Raw genomic sequence first — 19,153 nt, 5'->3', positions numbered from 1 at the left:
CGAAGGTCGCATACGGGGTCCGGGGCGAAGCCCCGTCGGGGGGCTGGGGGCTTGCCCCCAGTTCGGGAAGGGGCGGGGTGGGGAAAACGCCCCGCAGGGGCACCCCCACCGCTCACTCGGGCTCCGGCCGCCACCCGGAGACGACCGCCCGCAGCGTGGCCTCGTAGCAGTCGCCGATGTCCAGACCCGGCGGCTCGTTCCCGGACAGCTCCAGCGATACGAGCCCGTGCGCCGACCCCCAGCAGGACAGCGCGATGACCTCGGGCGGGGCGTCGGCCTTGAACCGGCCGGCCTTCTGTCCCCGGACCACGGCGTCCACGAGCGGCTGGATGGTGTCTCCGACCTCGCTCTTGCGCTCGTCCGTCGGCTCGTACTCGACGGTGCGGTCGGCGAACAGGATCGCGTACAAGTGCGGATTTGCGAGTGCGTACTCGCGGTAGGCGACGCCGAGCCGGATCACATCGTTTGCGGGATCGTCGCTCGAATCGACCGTGGCCAGACGCGCGACAAAGAGCCGGGCCGCCTCCCGGTACAGGCTGTCGAGCAAACCCGCCTTGTTTCCGAACAGCGAATAGACCGCCGTGGTCGAGGTCTTCACATCGGCTGCGAGCCGCCGCAGGCTCAGCGCGGCGGTACCCCGGTCGAAGACCGTGGCGGCGGCGCGGTTGATCAGCCTGAGTCGGAGTGCTTCGTCGTAAGTCTTGAGCCTGGCCATAAGTTAAATGTACCGCAACAGTGTTTTACAAGCTGGGTCGCTCTGCGTAGACGCTTCCGGGCTACGCACATCACCGAAAAATTGGCCTGGCATTTACGCAGGTCAGAGCCCGTTTACTCGTGCGCACCTCGTGACCGCGACGCCCAGCTCCTCCCTGAAGGCGATTGATAACGGTGTTACTGTTGCCGTACCGTCGAGGTCAGGCAAGGCAACCTGCGCTCGCTGACGATCTAGGGAGAGACGTGATGTTCGAGGGGTTGGGGCGGTTCATTCACCGGGGGCGCAAGCCTCTGCTGATCTTCACGCTGTTGTTCGCCGTACTGTCCGGGGTCTATGGCGTCGGCGTCTTCGGCGACATGAAGCCGGGCGGCTTCGAAGACCCGAAGTCGGAGAGCCGGCACGCGGCCCTCCTCGCCGAGAAGGCATTTCCTCAGCGGGCACCCGACGCGGTCGTGGTCTACCGCAACGACGACCTGACCGTGGACGATCCGGCGTTCCAGAAGGCGGTCACCGACAAGGTGAACTCGCTGCCGCGCTCGGTGGTCACCGGGTCGGCCCACTTCTGGATGACCAAGATGCCGGAGCAGGTGAGCCGGGACCGGCACGCGACCTACGTCGCGATGAACCTGCACGGCAGCGACGACAACATCAAGGAAGAGTCCTACAAGGCGATCAAGGACAAGCTGGAACTGCAGGGCTTCAAGACCCTGCGCGGCGGCCCGGTCCCGACGGGCCATCAGGCCGGTGAGGAGATCGGCGAGGACCTCGGAGCGGCCGAGGGCTTCTCCTTCCCCGTGCTCTTCCTGTTCCTGGTGATCGTGTTCGGCGGACTGGCCGCGGCCAGCCTTCCGCTCCTCGTCGGCGGCCTGTCCATCCTGGGCTCGATGGCGGTCCTGCGGGTCATCGCGCAGTTCACCGATGTCTCGGTGTTCGCGATGAGCCTGGTCACCGTCCTCGGTCTCGCGGTCGCCATCGACTACGGCCTGCTGATCGTGAGCCGCTACCGGGAGGAACTGGACCGCGGGCGCACCGGAGCCGACGCTCTCTCGCGCACCGTCGCCACCGCCGGACGCACGGTGGTGGTCTCCGGAATCACCGTCGCGGTGGCGCTGTTCGGAATGACCTTCTTCCCCTTCGCCTTCCTGAAGTCCATGGCGTACGGCGGTGTGGCGGCGGTCGTCCTGTCCGTCTTCTTCTCGATCATCGCGCTGCCGGCGGCTCTGGCGGTCATGGGCCCGAAGGTCAACGCCCTGTCGCTGCGCCGCAAGAAGCGTGCGGCACAGGCACCGGCGGCCCGGACCGAGGGCGAAGGCGCCTGGTACAAGCTGGCCCACGTTCTGATGCGGCGCCCGGTGGCCATCACCGTGGTCACGCTGGGCGTGCTGATCGCCCTCGCGTCGCCGTTCCTGCGGATCGACTTCGGCGCCAACGACGCCCGGCAGCTGCCCAACAGCGCGGAGGGCCGCCAGGTTCACAACACGCTGGAGAAGGACTTCGACGGCGACGGCGTGAAGTCCATCGACTCGCTGCTGACCCTGGCCGGCGAGGCCACGTCCAAGGAGCAGGGCGCCGCGCTCCAGGCGTACGCCGACAAGCTCGGCAAGGTGCCCGGCGCGAAGGGCGCGCAGATCACCGGAGCCGAGGGCACGACCGCGCGGGTCTCGGTGAAGTTCGACGGGGTCGCCGTCTCCAGCCCGGCCCGGGACCTGGTGAACGACCTGCGCGAGGTGGCACCGCCGCCCGGCGCCAAGGCGTACTTCGGCGGTGAGACCGCGGTGTTCGACGACACCCTGGACGCGCTCGCCGACACGCTGCCGATGATGCTGCTCTACATCGCCGTCGCGACGTACATCCTGCTGTTCCTCGCCTTCGGTTCGGTGCTGCTGCCGCTCAAGGCGATCGCGATGAACCTGCTGTCGCTCTCGGCGACCTTCGGAATCCTGGTGTGGATCTTCCAGGACGGGCACCTCTCCGATCTGATCGGCTTCGATCCCACGGGCAACATCGAGCCCAATATGCCGATCATGCTGTTCGCGCTGATCTTCGGACTCTCCATGGACTACGAGGTGTTCCTGGTGTCCAGGATCCGGGAGCAGTACGACCTGCTGGGCGACCCGACCGCCGCGGTGGCCACCGGGCTGCAGAGCATCGGGAAGCTGATCGTCAGCGCCGCCCTGCTGATGTGTGTGCCGCTCGCCGCCATGGCGACCAGCGGTGTGCTGACCATGACGCTCTTCGGTGTGGGCATGGTCATCGCGATCCTGCTGGATGTGTTCGTGGTGCGGATCCTGCTGGTGCCCGCCGTCATGAAGCTGATGGGCCGCGCCAGTTGGTGGGCTCCGGGCCCCCTGCAGAAGCTGTACTCCAAGTACGGCATCAAGGAGGGCGACGGGGTCGAGGCCCCGGAGTCCACCGAGCGTGTGCCCGTCCCGAGCTGACCGGCCGGTCTCGCTCCCGGGTCGAAGTGCCGTGCTCCTCACGGCACTTCGACCCGGGCTCGGCCATCGGCCGTTCTCGCCGGTCATCGGTGATGTCCGGCGCTACGTAACACCCCTCAACGCTTGACGCACCAAGTCGCGCGTCGGGTACAGTCATTCCATCTATTAGACACCGTCTAACGTCTAACTGAGCCTCTGGAGGACCGGATGGCCGCGGAAAAGGCCGCACTTGGCGAGATCCTTCGCCCGATCAAGGGACGGCTACGACTGGCCGTCGCCGCCCAGGCCGTTTCGGCGGTCGCCGGCGTCGTCCCCTTCATCGCCATCGCCGAACTCGGCCGGGTACTGCTCGACAACGAGCCCGACCGCAACAGCGATGCCTGGACCATCACCGCCATCGGCGCGGGCGCCCTCCTGGTGCGGCTGATCTTTCTGCTGGCCTCGGGCGCCATCTCCCACTTCGCGGACAACGAACTGCAGCTGCACATCCGGCGAAGCCTCGTGGACCGGCTCGGCCGCGTCCCGCTGGGCTGGTTCTCCGCCCGTAACTCCGGCTCGGTGAAGAAGGCCGTGCAGGACGACGTGGACGCGATGCACCACATGATCGCCCACTCGGTGCTCGACATGACGGCCGCGACGGTCGTGCCGGTGACCTCGCTGGCGTATCTGTTCTGGGTCGACTGGCAGATGACCCTGGTGACGATCGCCCCGCTGGTGATCGGACTCGGCCTGTACAGCATCACGATGGCCGGGATGGCGAGCCACCTTCCCGAGTACGACAAGGCGATGGAGCGGATCAACGGCAGCGCCGTCGAATTCGTCCAGGGCATCGCGGTCGTCAAGACCTTCGGACAGACCCGCCGGGCGCACCAGCAGTTCGCTGCGGCGGCCGACGACTTCTCCTCGTTCTTCCTCAACTGGGTCCGCTCCACGCTCAACTCCAAGGCCGCGGCCGAGATCGTGCTGTCCCCGATCGCCGTCCTGGTGGCCGTGCTGACCGGGGGCGCGGTGTTCGTGACGAACGACTGGATCGCCGCCGTGGATCTGCTGCCGTTCGCCCTGCTGGGGATCGGCCTCACCGCCCCGGTGCTCGCCCTGTTCTACGCGAGCTACGAACTGCGGTTCGCCAAGGGCGCGGCCGAGCGCGTCAGCGAGATCCTCGCCACCGAGGAGCTTGCCGTCGCCGACGCGCCCCGCACCCCGTCCGGGAACCACGTCAGCTACAAGGACGTGCACTTCTCCTACGACGGCAAGAAGGAAGCCGTGGCCGGCGTCGATCTGGAGCTCTCCCCGGGCACGGTCACCGCTCTGGTCGGCCCCTCGGGTTCGGGCAAGAGCACCCTGGCCACCCTCCTTCCGCGGTTCGGCGACGTGACCGGCGGCTCGATCACCATCGGGGGCGTCGACATCAGGGAAATGGCCCTGGAGGATCTGTACAGCCGGGTGGCCTTCGTCTTCCAGGACGTCAAACTGACCCAGGACACGATCGCCGAGAACATCCGGATGGCACGGCCCGACGCAGATCTGTCCGAGGTGCAGTCCGCCGCCCGCGCCGCCAGCGTCCACGATGTGATCGAGGCGCTGCCGCGCGGCTACGACTCGGTGATCGGCGAGGACGCACGGCTGTCCGGCGGCCAGGCGCAGCGCGTCTCGATCGCCCGGGCGCTGCTGGCCGACACCCCGATCATCGTCCTCGACGAGGCGGCGGCCTTCGCCGACCCGCAGTCCGAGGCCAAGGTGCAGGACGCGCTCTCCGAGCTGACCCGCGGCAAGATCGTGCTGCTGATCGCCCACCGGCTGTCGACGGTGGTCGACGCAGATGTGATCGCGGTGCTCGACGACGGAAAGATCGTCGAGCGGGGCACCCACTCCGAACTGGTCTCCCGGGGCGGCAGGTTCGCGCGGATGTGGCACGCCCATGAGAAGACGGCTCAGTGGCAACCCCACCAGCCCACGTTGATCACGACCGTGAGCGCCGCTCCGGTGGGAGGGAACAGCTGATGATCCGCCAACTGCTCAATGTGGTGGGCCCCGAGCAGGGAGCTCCCGTCCGCAGGATGCTCGTCGCCCTGGCGGTGGGCGCGGTGCTCCAGGGCATCGCCTTCGCCCTGCTGGTGCCGATTCTGGAGGCGCTGTTCGGCTCCGACCCCGACTCGGTCTGGCCGTGGATCTGGTCGCTGCTCGGCGTGTCCCTCCTCTACTGCGCGGTCTATTACGACAGCCTGCGCACCGGATTCCAGGCGGGCGCGACGCTCTCCAGGACCCTGCACCACCGGATCGGTGACCAGGTGGCCTCGCTGCCGCTGGGCTGGTTCGCACCGGAGCGGGTCGGGCAGCTCGGCCAGCTCGCCACGAAGAGCGTCATGGACATCATGGGCGTGCCGGCGCATCTGCTGCGGCCCCTGGTGACCAGCTTCCTCACCCCGGCCACCGTCGTGCTGGTGATGTACGCCTTCGACTGGCGCCTGGCGCTGGCGGCCACGCTCACCGTGCCGGTGATCGTCGTGGTCTACCGGTGGAGCGCCGGTCTCAACCAGAAGGCCGACGAGGCACGGACCGCCGCGCACGCCGTGACCGGCGGCCGGGTCGTCGAGTTCGCCCAGCTCCAGCCCGTTCTGCGGGTCTTCGGCCGGGGCGGCAAGGGCGCCGGAACGCGCGGGCTCGACGACGCGCTGCACACCCAGTACGAGGCGTCCCGCAAGGTGCTCGTCACCGGCGTGCCCGGTCTGATCAGCTTCGCCCTCGTGGTCCAGGCGGCGTTCACCGTCATCCTGGTGACCGGCACTTATCTGGCCCTCGACGGGGGCCTGGACGTGGCCAAGCTGCTGGCGATCCTGGTTCTGTCGGCCCGGTTCACCGAACCGATCGCCGAGACCGCGGTGCTGGGCTCGACCCTGCGTACGGCACGCTCCGCGCTCGACCGCGTCTCTGATCTCCTCGAGCAGCCCCAGCTCCCGCAGCAGGACGACCCGCGGGTCCCGCTCGGCAATGCGATCGAGTTCGAGAACGTGTCCTTCAGCTACGACGGGACTCCGGTGCTCTCCGGGGTGTCGCTGGTCATGGAGGAGGGCACGATGACCGCGCTGGTCGGCCCCTCCGGTTCCGGCAAGACCACGGTCAGCAAGCTGATTCCGCGGTTCTGGGACGTGGACTCCGGTGTGGTGCGGGTCGGCGGCGTCGACGTGCGCGACATCGACCCCGAGGTGCTGATGTCCCGTATCTCCGTGGTGTTCCAGGATGTCTACCTCTTCGAGGGCACCATCATGGAGAACATCCGGGTGGGCCGCCCCTCGGCCACCGAGAGCGAGATCCGCGAAGTCGCCCGGCTGGCCCGGGTGGAGGAGATCGTGCAGCGGCTGCCCGACGGCTGGGACACCAAGGTCGGTGAGGGCGGCGCCCTGCTGTCGGGCGGTGAGCGCCAGCGCGTGTCGATCGCCCGCGCGATCCTCAAGGACGCTCCGATCGTGCTGCTCGACGAGGCGACCGCCTCGCTCGACCCGGAGAACCAGCAGGCGGTGCAGGAGGCACTGAGCCATCTCACCGCCGGCCGGACGCTCCTGGTCATCGCGCACAGGCTGCAGACCGTGGCCGCCGCCGACCAGATCCTGCTGCTCGACGACGGAAGGATCGCCGAGCGCGGCAGGCACGAGCAGTTGATCGCCGCGGATGGCCGGTACGCCGACTTCTGGGCGGAGCGGAGCCGTGCTCAGCGCTGGCGGCTTACCCGTCAGTACTCCTGACGGATATTCAATTCAGCCACCCTGCACGGTCACTTGTCCCCGGTCCACGACCGGGGACAAGTGGTATCCGGACGCTGACACGAAGGAGGCACCTGCGCCCTCAGCACGGCAAACGGAACCCTCTAGCAGAATGCCTGGCCTGAAGTCCCCTCAACCGGAACGGCGTCTTGCAGGATGTCAGAATTGCCGGTCCATCTTGCCGCTCCCCTGCCGCGCCGGACCTGAATGCCGGAACCACCAGGCAATTCAGTGTCTGCCGCCCCCGCCATAATCATTCAAGTCCCGCTTGCAACATGCCGGTCTATACTTGTAATCGTCCTGATGACCCACCAGGTTCGAGTGACGAAAAAACAGCGCTGGTTTTCGGCCGCCCGGGGAGAAGAGTAGTTGAAGAAGCACGTTTCTCCCTGGTTACGGACTCCTTAATCAGCCAACACGCCAAGACATCTGAGGGTTCCAGGACATTCATCGAAGGGTGCTGACATTCTTCCTGCGGGGGCTTGAGAACATATGTCAACAGATGTTGTTTTCCACTGGCCAATAACTGCACGAGATACCGAACTCGACGCCGTCGAAAGCGCCCTGGGGCGAGGCAGCGGAGCGATTCTGGTCGGTGGCTCCGGTGTGGGCAAAAGTCTGCTCCTGTCCACCGCACTGGAGCGAGCGGCCGACGAGGGCCGGACGGTCCTGTCCGTCGGCGGGGCGAGCTGGAACAGCGGCACGCGGGCCAAGGGTTTCGGATCTCTCGCCGAATGCCTGGAGTCCGTCGAGCCGTCCACCCTGGACGGCGCCGGGGCCGAACGCCCGGTCGTCGGCATCGACGACGCCCACCTGGTCGACGCCGCATCCGGCCACCGCCTGCACCGGCTCGTCGCAGCGGGCCGACTCAGCGTGCTCGCCACCAGCCGCAAGGACGCGATCACCCCGGCCGGCATCGATAAACTCTGGGTCGACAGGCTCATCGACCACGTCGAAGTGGCTCCGTTCGACAGGGCCGCGCTGGGCGACGTCCTGCGCGCCCGCCTCGGCGGCCACACCGACACCTCCACGCTGGAGCGTCTGTGGGCAGCCACCCACGGAAACGCGCTGATGCTGCGCGAACTCATCGAGCACTCCCTCGAGGACGAGTCGCTGCGCTGCCTGAACGGGACCTGGGTCTGGCAGGGCCTGACCGAACGCCCGGGCAAACGGCTGTCCGACGTCATACGCCTGGGACTGCGGGACCTCAGTCACGACGAGAACGAACTCGTGAACATGCTCGCCGTCGCCGAGCCGCTGGAAGTCGACATCGCCGCCGCGTCGGGCCTCGCCCACGCGGCGGAGTCACTCGACCTGCGCGGCATCGTGACCGTCGAGCGCACCGGGGCCCGCGTGGACCTGCGGCTCTCCGTACCGCTGAGCCGCGTCGTGGTCGCGTCCCGGATGTCCGACCTCACCGCGCAGCGGCTGCGCCGGCAGGTCGCCGACGCCCTGGAACGCACCGGCGCCCGCCGGGTCGAGGACGTTCTGCGCATCGTCTCCCTGCGGATGGAGGCGGGCATAGTCCCCGAGCGGCACCAGCTGCTCGCCGCGACCCGCACCGCGATCCAGCGCCGGGACTTCGCACTCGCGGAACGCCTGTGCCTGCTGGCGCTGCGCGACACCCCCTCGCAGTCCGAGTCGGCGCCCTATCGCCCGGTGCCGGACTCCGTGGAGTACGGAACGGACCTGTGCCGCGTGGTGACCCGCGCCGCCCGGAGCTCCGCGCCCTCGGACAGCATCCGCGCCGCTCTGCTGCTCGGCCAGGTCCTGATCGGCAAGGGATCCCACCAGGAGGCCGAGGCGGTCCTGGCCACGGCGCTGGAATGCGGCGTCGACGTGCCGCACGCCGAGTACATCGCCGCGGTGCACACCCGGGTCATCAACCTGGCCTGGAGGCTGCGGCGGGTGCCGGACGCCGGGGCCGTACTGGCCCACGCCATCAAGGCCGTAGGCTCCGAGCAGGCCGGGGTGCTGCACGGCAGCCGCGCCATGATCGCCGTCATGTCCAACCGGCTCCAGGACGCCGTCGCCATCGGTGACACCGTGCTGGGCGCCGAGACCGCGGGTCTTCCCGTCGCCCAGGCACTGGTGCCCGTCGTGGCGTTCGCGCGGACCGAACTCGGAGACCCTGCGGGCGCCCTGGAGCTGCTGAACAGCTACCGGGACGTCTCGTACGACTGGGACACCGACGCGCTGGTGCTCGTCGACGCCGTCGCCGCACGCTGCTCCTACCTCGCGGGCAATCTGCAGGAGGCGGCCGACACCCTGGACGCCCCGCGCCGCTACGACTCAACCGACCGCTGGCCCGTACTGGTACAGAGCATCATCGCCAGGTCCAGGCTGCTGCGGCTGCTGGGTCAGCCCGAGCGGGCCGTCGTACTGCTGCGGCAGGCGATCGCCTTCGAGACGGGCCACGAATGGCCGGCGACGCGGGCCTGGCCGCTGGCCCAACTGGCGGGCGCGCTCGCCGAGTCGGGCATGCACTCGGAGGCCCTGCGCACCCTCGTCGAGGCCCGCCTCGTCCAGCGCGAGGCGGTCTCGCACCCGATCGCCGAGGACGAGATCGCGCACGACCGCGCACTGGTGCTCGCCCACACCGGAGACCTCACGGGAGCCGTCGCCCAGGCCGTCGAGCTGGCCGAGGGCGCCGCGGCCTCAGGACGCACGGTCACGGCCGTGATCGCGCTGCATCTGGCGGCCCGGCTCAAGGAGAGCGCCGCGTGCCGTTTCCGCAACCAGGCCCGTGAGCTCGCCGCGCAGAGCACCGGGGGCCTGGTGCGGGTGATGGCCGATCACATCCAGGCGCTCGCCGAGGCCGACGGCAATGTGCTCACCAAGGTCTCCAGGCAGTTCCGCGACATGGGAGCGCTTCCGCTCGCCGCCGAGGCCGCCGCGCAGGCGGCCCGCGCGTACCGGGCGTCGGGCCAGCGCCGCAAGGGCCGTGAGGCCTGGGCGGCCTGCCAGGACATGCTCCGCGCCCGTGGTGGTGCTCTGCCGCCGTGGATGGTGAGCGAGAGCCGCGGCGAGAGCGACATCGCACCGCTGACCCCGCGGGAGCGCGAGGTCGCCGCGCTCGCGGCGACGGGTCTGTCGAACCGTGACATCGCGAACCAGCTGGTGGTCTCCGTGCGCACCGTGGAGAACCATCTGCACCGCATTTACCACAAGTTGGGCATCACCGCGCGTAACAACCTCAAGCAGGGGCTGGACCAGGCGACCACGCAGTCCGACGGCATGAGCCGGACGGCATCGATGCAGCTGATCCGCTCGGCCGAGCCCGAATCTCCGGCTCCGGAGAAGAAGGACACCGACCGGCGCACGCCCCGCCAGTCCAGCCTCCGGTTCGTCGACCGGCCCGCCTCCTGAGGTCTCGCCGGCCGGTGGTCCGCCGACATGAAGGTGTCCCGCGAGGTTCCTCGCGGGACACCTTCGTTTCGTCAGCGGTTCACAGGCACGGGTCGGGCAGCACGTCATGACGGACGAAGTAGGCCACGTAGGCGGCGAACACCTTCTCGTCGATGCTCGGGCATTCGACCCCGGAGCCACTGAGGAACTCCCGGGTGTCGCCGTCGGCGAACTCCGCGACCTCGACCTTCTCCAGGTCCACGATCATGGCCATCAGCGGGTACATGGAGTTGTGGACGTCGGCCGAAATGCCCTTCATCCACTTGATGATGCTGACTTCCTTCAGCTCGTACCCGGAGCTGCGGATGAGGCCGAGAATCTCGTCGGAGTCCAGCGACCCGGGGCTCACCTCGTGGAACGCCCTGCCGATGGAGGCCGGGTCCCGGGAGATGGCGACGATCGCGGCGCTGACGTAGTCGACCGGCACCATGTTCATGTCGAGCCGGAACTTCCGGGGATACAGGCCCGCCTGGATGGATCCCTTGATGAACCGCCAGACGAAGTCGTTCGGCTGGCACGCTCCGCTGCGCGTGTCGCCCCACACCTGCCCGGGGCGGTGGATGGTCGTGGGCACACCCCTGCGCCCGGCCTCGCGCACGAGCTGCTCGGCAACCCACTTGCTCTTGGTGTAGCCGAGCGACAGCTTCTCCGGCGGTCCGGTGGGATCCGCCTCGCGCCTCGGCCCGAGGGCGGCCTTCGGCTCGAAGACGCCCGTGGTCGACACATGGTGCAGGGCGGCCTTCGCCGCGCACGCGAATCGCAGGATCTCGTGAGTTCCGTCGACCGTCGACTTACGCAGCCACTTGTACAGCGTAAGGAAGTTGACCTTGGCCGCGGAATGATAAATGGCGCCGACCCGCCCGGCCAGTTCGGCATAGGCGGCCTCATCCATACCGAACCGGGGCTTCGTCACATCCCCGGGAGTGACCCGGACCCGGTCCAGATCGACCTCGTCGATTTCGTACGTGTCCAGGTTGGCCTTCAGTCGGCCGAGTCCCGCATCGGCGTCCGCGGCCCGCACCAGGCAGTGCACGACAAGGCCACGCGCCAGCAGTTCCTTCAGCAGAAATGCCCCGAGAAAACCGGTCGCGCCGGTGAGGAACACTTCGGATACGGTGTGCGGATCCGGAGCCGTGAAACCGGTGATGTCCTCGTGCAGTACGACATCGTCGGCGAACTCCTCGGTGACTTCTGAATGCGTGAGCGAAGTCATCAGTTATCTTCGTTCCTTCCCCGGGACATTCGTCCGGTTCGGTGCCGCGGCACTTATGCGCCGGCGGCGGCCTTTGCGATCGCGCCGGCGAGCAGTGACAGCGCCTCTTTCACGTCCTCGTCGGTCGCGACGATCGGCGGGAGCAGCCGCACGGTCGTCGGACGGCTGATGCAGGGTGAGACGACCAGACCGCTCTGGGCGAGTCCCGCGAGTACGTCGCCGGACAGCTCCGGCGAGCGGAAGTCGATGCCCCATAGCAGTCCACGGCCCCGCACGGCGACGACGATGTCGCTGTGCTCCTCCTGGATCCGCGCGAGTCCTTCCGCCATGGCCGCGGCGACGCGGACACCGTCCTCGGCGTGCTGCTCGATGGTGGCCAGGGCCACGGGAATCACCGCGGTGCCCAGCGGATGGCCGCTGAAGGTGGCGGTGTGCTTCATCGGATCGGTCAGCAGGGGCTGGAACAGCCGGTCGTTGCCCACCGCGGCCGAGACCGGGACGACGCCGCCGCCCAGGGGCTTGCCCAGCAGTACGGCATCCACCGGCAGCCCTGCCTCCAGCGCCACGGACTTGGCGCCGCACCGCCGCAGGCCGACCTGGATCTCGTCGGAGATGACAAAGGCACCGTGCTCGTGGGCGTCGCGGCACCACTGCGCCAAGACGGCCTCGTCCAGCACCTGCACACCGTTCTCGGCCTGTACGGGCTCGAAGATGACGGCAGCGACGTCCTGTTCGCGGATGACCCGCGCGACCGCCTCGGGGTCGTCCGGGTCGACATGGACGACGCCCTGGAGCAGCGGCTCCAGGCCCGCCCTGAAGCGCTCGTTGTGGGTCAGCGCGAGGGCGCCGAGGGTCTTTCCGTGGAAGGCTCCGTCGACCGCGATGACGGTCATCCGGCCGGTGGCCATACGGGCCAGCTTGAGGGACACCTCGACGGCGTCAGCGCCGCCGCAGCCGAAGAAGACCCTGTTGAGGACTCCTCCGAAGTACTCCGACAGGGTCTCCGCGGCCATCGGCGACACGGGGCTCTGGACCGTCCTGGTCGACGCCGGCATCACGTCCAGCTGGCTGCGTACGGCGTCGATGACCGCCGTGTTGCGATGGCCGAGGAGTGCGACGGCGTACGAGCCGAAGTCGAGGACGGACCGGCCGTCCGAGAGGGTCACCCGGCAGCCGTCCGCCGAGGACTCGACGGCACCCTGCCCGGAGAACTTACCGGCCACGGAAAGCGCCGGAGAAAAATGGCGCTTCACGCGCCGGAAGGTTTCCTTGGCGTCACCCGAGCGAAGGTCACTCATTGCTTCTCCTCCTGGAGGCTCTGGTCCTAGAGGCTCTGGCCGACAATTCCGGCCTGGTAGCCTTCCAGCGCCTTGGCCACCGCGGGATGAATCATTTCGGCAACCATCGGCAGACCGATGTCGAATTCCACGTTCAGTTCGAGGCCGACAGCACCGTCGCCGTCCTCGACGACCTGCCAATAGCCCTCGTAGTGGGCGAGATCCCCTTCGGTCTGGCGGAACTCCAGACGCCGCCGCTCGGCGTCGATGACGTCCTCCTGGTCCCACTCCATCTCGGAACCCTTGAGTTCGACCACCCAACTACTGGTCCGGCGACCGTCCTCCTCGCCGGTGACGGTCACCTCATTGACGCCCTCCATGTACGAAGGGAACGCCTCGCAGTCCAGAAGCACCTTCCACACCTGGTCCGGTGTCCCGGCACTCTTGTGAGTCGTGTGCAGCACGGCCACGGAAATCTCCTCTCAGAAATTGAATTCCCGCTCATCAGCGATTCGCATCGTAGTTTGACGCGCCACTCACCTGGGCATTCAAATGCCCATATCTGACACGCAATTGACAGACTGACAAACGGGCCCGGTCCGGCACCGGGAGTTCACGCGGAATCCCTGCGCCGGGCAGGGACGCGCTCTTCCACGAGTGCCATGAGGCGGTCGAGTTCCGAGCGGAGCGTGTGCTGTTCGGAGGTCAGCTGGTCGACGCGCCGTCGCAGCCGCAGCAGTTCGAGGTTGCTCGCACCCTCGCGGTGGTGGGCGTCGCCGTCGCGGTACTCCTCCGCCGCCGTGTGCTCGACCGCGGGCTGCGTCTGCCACCGGCTCCCGGCATCGTGGATCTGGCGTACGGGCACGGTCAGCACCGGCGCCGCGCCCGTACCGACCTCGGCGGCGCGACGTCGCCGTACGGTGTCGCGCACCGTGCGCGCCTCGCCCGGCCGGCCGCTGCGCTGGAGCGAGAGGGCGAGCTGGTCGCGAAAGCGCTCCCGCAGGGGGTGGTCGGCGACCAACTCCTCCAGCTGGGCGATCACTTGGCGGTGCTGGCCCATCCGGAGCGAGGCGTCGCACAGGTCCTCCAGAGCGAGCAGCCGCTCCTCCTCCAGCCGCGCGGCGACACCCGCACTCAGCGGTCCGTGCGAGCCGCCGGCCAGGGCGGGTCCGCGCCACAGCTTCAGGGCCTTGCGCAGCAGGACGCACGCGGAATGCGGATCCGACTCCAACTGCCGCTGGGCGCGGGCCACCAGGAGCCGGAACTGCACACTGTCGAGTTCGTCGGGCCGCGCCTGCAGCAGATAACCGGAACCCCGCGCGACCAGGCGCGGCGTATTGGCCCGGGAGGGCTCCACCTCGATCAGCTGCTGCCGCAGCCGGGAGACGTGCGCCTGCAGCGCGTTGATGGCCTTGTCCGGTGCGTTGCGTCCCCAGAGCTCGTTGATCAGCGCTTCCGTGGGCACCGGAGATCCCATCCGGACCAGCAGCGCCCCGAGCAGCACCCGCTGCTTGGGACTGGTCAGCTGGACGCTCCGTTGTCTGACCTCGTCGTAGATCTCGGGAGTCCCCAGTACACGGAATTGCATCCAAACCTCCACCGGTCGTCGCGCGCTGCACCGCGCGGCGCCATGAGCTGACCACGCGCCGGGAGTCGGCTTCATGAGTACTCAGGTACTCAAACCTCTTGTGCGTCCCGGCTCCGCAGCGCCCCGACCCGGCCCCTGACGGTCCTCCGGAAGGGCAACGGCCAAGCGGTCAGGGGCGGCCACAAGGTGAGTAGCCGGTACTCAGGCATACGCGCGGGGGCGCGTGGTGGTGTGGACCCTGAGCACCTGACGACGGGCGGGAGTGAGTGGCATGACTCGGTGGGACGCTGAGGCTGCGGTCGTGGGACTCGGGGCCTGGGGCGCCTCGGCCCTGTGGAAACTGGCTGCCCGGGGCGTCGACGTCCTGGGCTTCGAGCGCTTCACACCGGGTCATTCATTCGGTTCCTCCCACGGCGGGGCCCGGATGTTCCGGCTCGCCTGTCTGGAGCACCCTCGGCTCGTCCCGCTCGCACAGCGGTCCCGTGAGCTGTGGTCGGAGCTCGAAGACGCGGCACAGGAGCAGTTGTTCGTCCCCACCGGAGGGCTCCTGATCGGCCCCGAGAACGGCCATATCGCCGGCGGCACCCTCCGCTCGGCCCGCGAGCACGGCATCGACGTGCGCACCTTCACGGCCCGCGCCCTGCGCTTCCAGTACCCGCGCCACACCGCCGTGCCGGACCACCACATAGGTGTCTGGGAACCGACCGCCGGGATCGTACGGCCGGAGAGGGCCGTCCGCTCCGCCGTCGCACTCGCCCGGAACGCGGGCGCCCGCGTGTACACCGACACCCGGATCACCTCGATCGAGCCGGTGCCGGGCGGAGTTCTCCTGCACACGGCGCAGCGGACCGTGCGGGTGCGGCAGGTCGTCGTGACGGCCGGCTCCTGGCTGGCGTCCCTCGTACCGGGGCTGCCTCTGGAGACGGTACGCATGCCGATCACCTGGTTCCGGCAGCTGGAGCCGGACGACAGCTTCACCCTGGACAACTTCCCCGTATTCATACGGGAGCTGGACGACGTCCGGGTGCTGCGGGGCAGCGGGATGGAGGGCGGTCACGACATCCAGCTGAGCCTGGAGGACCGCAGTGTGTCGGCCAAGCCGATCGACCCCGACGACAGCGACCGTTCGGTGGCGTCCGAGGACTGGTCGGACCTGGCGGCCATGCTGCCCGCCAAGATCCCGGGCCTCGAACCGGTGCCCGCCCGGGTCGCGGTCTGCATGGCGACCCGCACCCCGGACGGGCAGTTCGTGATCGGCCGCCCCGGGGGTGACCCGCGCGTGATCGTCGCGGGCGGCGACAACACGTACGGCTTCCAGCACGCGACCGGCATCGGCGAGGCCCTGGCGGATCTCGTCCAGTCCCGGCCGCCGAGGGTTCCGCTGGACTTCCTCTCCCCCGACCGGTTCGCCTGACCGTTGATCCGGGGTGCGGGTGCCCCCCGGACCGTATTCAGCCCGTCCGGCGTTTGAGGACATGCGGCCGAAGGTCGCATTCGGGGTCTGGGGCTTGCCCCGGTTCGGGATGGGGGTACCTCCCACGGCCGCCAGGCCGTAGGGGGAGGGCGGGTAGGGGACAAGGCCCGCCGCAGGCGCACCCGTTGAGGCGGTCACGGAGCGTGGTGATCCCCCGGCGGCGGGCGGCCGTACGGCCGCTCCGCGTCCGAGCCGCACAGCTCCGCCGTCAGCTCCCGCACCAGCTGCACCAGATCCGTCGGCCGCTCCGGCCCCCACCAGTCCCCCAGCAGCTCCGAGAGCGACTCCTCCCGCGCATTCGCCAGCCGGACGGCGACCTCGTCGCCCCGGTCGGTGAGCAGCAGTTGCAGCCCCTCGCGGCGGGCGAGGCCCCGCTCCTCCACTTGGCGGGCGGCCTCGGTGATGGTCCGCAGCGGCACCGGCGTGGTGTCCGCGAGCAGCGCGGGCTGCACCATGCCGTGCCGCCGGATGCGCAGCAGCAGCCAACTGGCCGCGGGCAGCATGTCGTACCCCGCCTTCGCCGTGATCTTCTCGTAGATCCGCCGCTTCCCCTCGCGCGAGCCGAGCACCGACAGCGCCCGCGCCACCTCCTCGTGGGAGGACCGCTCGACCGGGTTGGACGCAACGGTTTCGCTGGGGTCGGGCGCGGTGACCGAGCCGCGCAGCTTGTCCTCCTTGAGGAACCAGGAGACGAGGAAGGCGAGGATCACCACGGGTACCGCGTACAGGAAGACGTCCGTGATGGACGAGGCGTACGCCTGGAGCACCGACGGCCGCAGCGCGGGCGGCAGTTCTGCGATGGCGCGCGGGTCGGCGGCCAGCTGCCCGGGCCCGGTGCCGGAGGGCACGGACTGTCCGGCGAGCGCGTCGGAGAGTTTGTCCTCCAGCCGGCTGGTGAAGATCGTGCCGAAGATGGAGACGCCGAACGAGGCTCCGATGGAACGGAAGAAGGTCGCGCCGGAGGTGGCGACCCCCAGGTCCTCGTATCCGACGGCGTTCTGGACGACGAGTACGAGTACCTGCATGACCAGACCGAGCCCGGCGCCGAAGACGAAGAAGTACGTGCTCATCTCCCAGGTGGAGCTTGACTCGTCGAGCTGGTGGAGCAGGAACAGGCCGACGGCGGTGACGCCGGTGCCCGCGATGGGGAAGATCTTCCAGCGTCCGGTGCGGCTGACGATCTGCCCGGACGCGGTGGAGGCGATCAGCATGCCGAGCACCATCGGCAGCATGTGGACTCCGGACAGGGTGGGCGAGATGCCCTGCACGACCTGGAGGAAGGTCGGCAGATAGGTCATTGCTCCGAACATCGCGAAGCCGACGATGAAGCTGATGATCGCAACGAGCCGGAAGGTGCGGATCCGGAACAGTTTGAGCGGCAGCACCGGTTCGGTGGCGCGCTGCTCGACGTACACGAAGGCGAGAAGGAGTACGGCGCTGAGAGCGGCGAGGGAGACGATCTGCGCCGAGCCCCACGCCCAGGTGGTGCCGCCGAGGGAGGCGACGAGGACCAGGCAGGTGGCGACGGAGGCGATCAGGAAGGTGCCGAGGTAGTCGATGGTGTGCCGGGTCGGCCGGACCGGGGGGTGCAGTACGGCGGCGATGACGAGGAGCGCCACGACGCCGATCGGGAGATTGATGTAGAAGACCCAGCGCCAGCTGAGATGTTCGGTGAACAGGCCGCCCAGCAGCGGGCCGAGCACGCTGGTCGCGCCGAAGACCGCGCCGAACAGGCCCTGGTACTTTCCGCGTTCGCGCGGGGAGACGATGTCGCCGACGATCGCCATGGACAGCACGATGAGGCCGCCGCCGCCCAGGCCCTGCAGCGCGCGGAAGCCGATGAGCTGCGCCATGTTCTGGGCGACGCCGCACAGCGCGGAGCCGATGAGGAAGATGACGATCGCGGCCTGGAAGAGCTTCTTGCGGCCGTACTGGTCACCGAGCTTGCCCCACAGGGGGGTGGCGGCGGTCGAGGCCAGCAGGTACGCGGTGACCACCCACGACAGATGGTTCAGGCCGCCGAGTTCGCTGGCGATGGTGGGCAGCGCGGTGGAGACGATCGTCTGGTCGAGGGCTGCGAGCAGCATGCCCAGGAGCAGTGCACCGATGGCGACCATGACCGTCTGCCGGTTCTGCCCCTCGCCGGGGGCCGGGCTCACGGCCTCGGTGCTCATCCCCTGAGCCATTCCGCTTTCACTCCTCGCCGGGCTCTTGACCACTCTCCTCCCCATCCTGGTGGGTGTGGCCGGTTATGGCCTGCCGAGTGTGCGGCCGGGAGGGCGGGCGCTGTTGGGCGTCGCGAGGGGCGGCTGCATAATCGCTCGCAGTGCAAGGGGAGGGATCCAGCGATGACCGGACACCAGTGTCCTGAATGCGGTACTCCGCGAGATGGCGGGGGCAGAGCCGGGCCCGGCTGCGCCTGTGCGGAGGGGGCCGCGGACGCGGTGCGGGCTGAGCGGGAGGCGGATTCCGCGACGGCCGAGGTCTTCGATCCGCTGCGCGTACGGCCGTATGTGAGCTTGCAGAACGTGGCCGAAAGCGGGGTGGCGCCGGACGGGGGGACTGTGCCGCTGCCGCGCGTGGTGGATGCCGCGCCGCACGACGGGCCGGACACCCTCGCCGTGGACATGCTCGACCCGGTGAACCTCACGCCGGCCGGCCTCACCCCCGTGCGCCATCGTCGGCGCAAGCGGTCGTACAAGGGGCTCGTCGTGGCCGCGGCGGCGGTGACGGTGGCCGGGACCGCGGCGTTCGCCGGCGGCCTGTTCTCCGGGGACGACGACAAGGAGAAGGCTCTGCCGGACAGGGGGACGGTCACACCGACCGTCAGCCGCCTGCCGGATGCACCCACATCCGAGCCGACCGGTTCCGCTTCGGCCGATGCGTCGGCTTCGGCGTCCGGTACGGCGTCCGCGGATCCGTCCGCGACCTCGGCGGCCTCGCGTGACTCCTCACCGGCGGATTCGGCGTCGTCCACGGCGCAGACCACGGGCTCGGTGTCCCAGGCGCCCCAGACGCAGGTCTCGGGCACGCTGCGCAGCGGGGACAGCGGAGCGGCGGTCGTGGATCTGCAGCAGCGGCTGGCCGAGGTGCTGCTGTACGTCGGTCCGATGGACGGCGAGTACGACCAGTCCGTGGCGGATGCCGTGCGTGCCTTCCAGAACACCCGGCACGTCAAGGGCGACCCCAAGGGCGTCTACGGCCCGAAGACACGCCGGGCCCTGGAGGCGGAGACGAACTAGGCGGAGTGGACGCGGGAGCCCGTGCTTTGTATCGTGGTGG

The 19,153-nt window shown here is 69.0% G+C and carries 12 protein-coding genes; 6 read left to right on the top strand and 6 right to left on the bottom strand.

The genetic code is table 11. The annotated features are described in order from the left end of the window. Positions 1–112 precede the first annotated feature (112 nt). Entirely contained in the window at positions 113–715 is a 603-nt protein-coding gene (locus OHA61_RS27560; RefSeq protein ID WP_266476865.1) for a TetR/AcrR family transcriptional regulator, read from the bottom strand. A 245-nt stretch (positions 716–960) separates the two neighbouring features. On the opposite strand from OHA61_RS27560, the gene OHA61_RS27555 reads away from it, so the two are divergent. From OHA61_RS27555 to OHA61_RS27540, 4 genes are all read left to right on the top strand, one after another. Then, the gene (locus tag OHA61_RS27555) at positions 961–3,153 is read left to right on the top strand and encodes an MMPL family transporter (RefSeq protein ID WP_406305280.1); all 2,193 of its coding nucleotides are present in this window, start codon (positions 961–963) and stop codon (positions 3,151–3,153) included. 207 nt (positions 3,154–3,360) lie between these two features. Continuing rightward, complete coding sequence (locus OHA61_RS27550) at positions 3,361–5,154, top strand: ABC transporter ATP-binding protein (protein WP_406305279.1); 1,794 nt, start codon at positions 3,361–3,363, stop codon at positions 5,152–5,154. Continuing rightward, positions 5,154–6,893 (top strand): ABC transporter ATP-binding protein, encoded by a 1,740-nt coding sequence (locus tag OHA61_RS27545; protein WP_389372253.1) that lies wholly within the window; start codon positions 5,154–5,156, stop codon positions 6,891–6,893. Before OHA61_RS27550 ends, OHA61_RS27545 begins: the two co-directional genes overlap by 1 nt. 624 nt (positions 6,894–7,517) lie before the next feature. Next, positions 7,518–10,280: a LuxR C-terminal-related transcriptional regulator gene (locus tag OHA61_RS27540; protein WP_406305278.1), complete on the top strand. Its 2,763-nt coding sequence runs from the start codon at positions 7,518–7,520 to the stop codon at positions 10,278–10,280. A 79-nt stretch (positions 10,281–10,359) separates the two neighbouring features. On the opposite strand, the gene OHA61_RS27535 is transcribed toward OHA61_RS27540, so the two are convergent. From OHA61_RS27535 to OHA61_RS27520, 4 genes are all read right to left on the bottom strand, one after another. Then, complete coding sequence (locus tag OHA61_RS27535) at positions 10,360–11,532, bottom strand: thioester reductase domain-containing protein (RefSeq protein ID WP_361905614.1); 1,173 nt, start codon at positions 11,530–11,532, stop codon at positions 10,360–10,362. A 53-nt stretch (positions 11,533–11,585) separates the two neighbouring features. Beyond that, positions 11,586–12,830: an aspartate aminotransferase family protein gene (locus OHA61_RS27530; protein ID WP_406305277.1), complete on the bottom strand. Its 1,245-nt coding sequence runs from the start codon at positions 12,828–12,830 to the stop codon at positions 11,586–11,588. A 26-nt stretch (positions 12,831–12,856) separates the two neighbouring features. Then, the gene (locus OHA61_RS27525) at positions 12,857–13,279 is read right to left on the bottom strand and encodes a type II toxin-antitoxin system RatA family toxin (RefSeq protein WP_406305276.1); all 423 of its coding nucleotides are present in this window, start codon (positions 13,277–13,279) and stop codon (positions 12,857–12,859) included. A gap of 143 nt (positions 13,280–13,422) precedes the next feature. Next, a complete protein-coding gene (locus tag OHA61_RS27520) occupies positions 13,423–14,397 on the bottom strand; it encodes a BTAD domain-containing putative transcriptional regulator (protein ID WP_406305275.1) in 975 nt (324 codons plus the stop codon). A 271-nt stretch (positions 14,398–14,668) separates the two neighbouring features. On the opposite strand from OHA61_RS27520, the gene solA reads away from it, so the two are divergent. Next, positions 14,669–15,811: an N-methyl-L-tryptophan oxidase gene (gene solA / locus OHA61_RS27515; RefSeq protein WP_406305274.1), complete on the top strand. Its 1,143-nt coding sequence runs from the start codon at positions 14,669–14,671 to the stop codon at positions 15,809–15,811. Positions 15,812–16,005: 194 nt separating this feature from the next. Here the strand turns inward: solA and OHA61_RS27510 are convergent, their stop codons facing one another. Beyond that, the gene (locus OHA61_RS27510) at positions 16,006–18,057 is read right to left on the bottom strand and encodes a DHA2 family efflux MFS transporter permease subunit (protein WP_406305273.1); all 2,052 of its coding nucleotides are present in this window, start codon (positions 18,055–18,057) and stop codon (positions 16,006–16,008) included. Between the two features lie 258 nt (positions 18,058–18,315). Between OHA61_RS27510 and OHA61_RS27505 the strand changes: the two genes are divergently transcribed. Beyond that, positions 18,316–19,113, top strand: a complete 798-nt coding sequence (locus OHA61_RS27505; protein WP_406305272.1) for a peptidoglycan-binding protein — start codon at positions 18,316–18,318, stop codon at positions 19,111–19,113. The last annotated feature ends 40 nt before the right edge of the window (positions 19,114–19,153 follow it).

The sequence above is a fragment of the Streptomyces sp. NBC_00885 genome (assembly GCF_045207475.1).
Taxonomy (GTDB): Bacteria; Actinomycetota; Actinomycetes; order Streptomycetales; family Streptomycetaceae; genus Streptomyces.
Note: the sequence above shows the minus strand (reverse complement) of the source record. Positions and strands in the feature narration are given on the sequence as shown.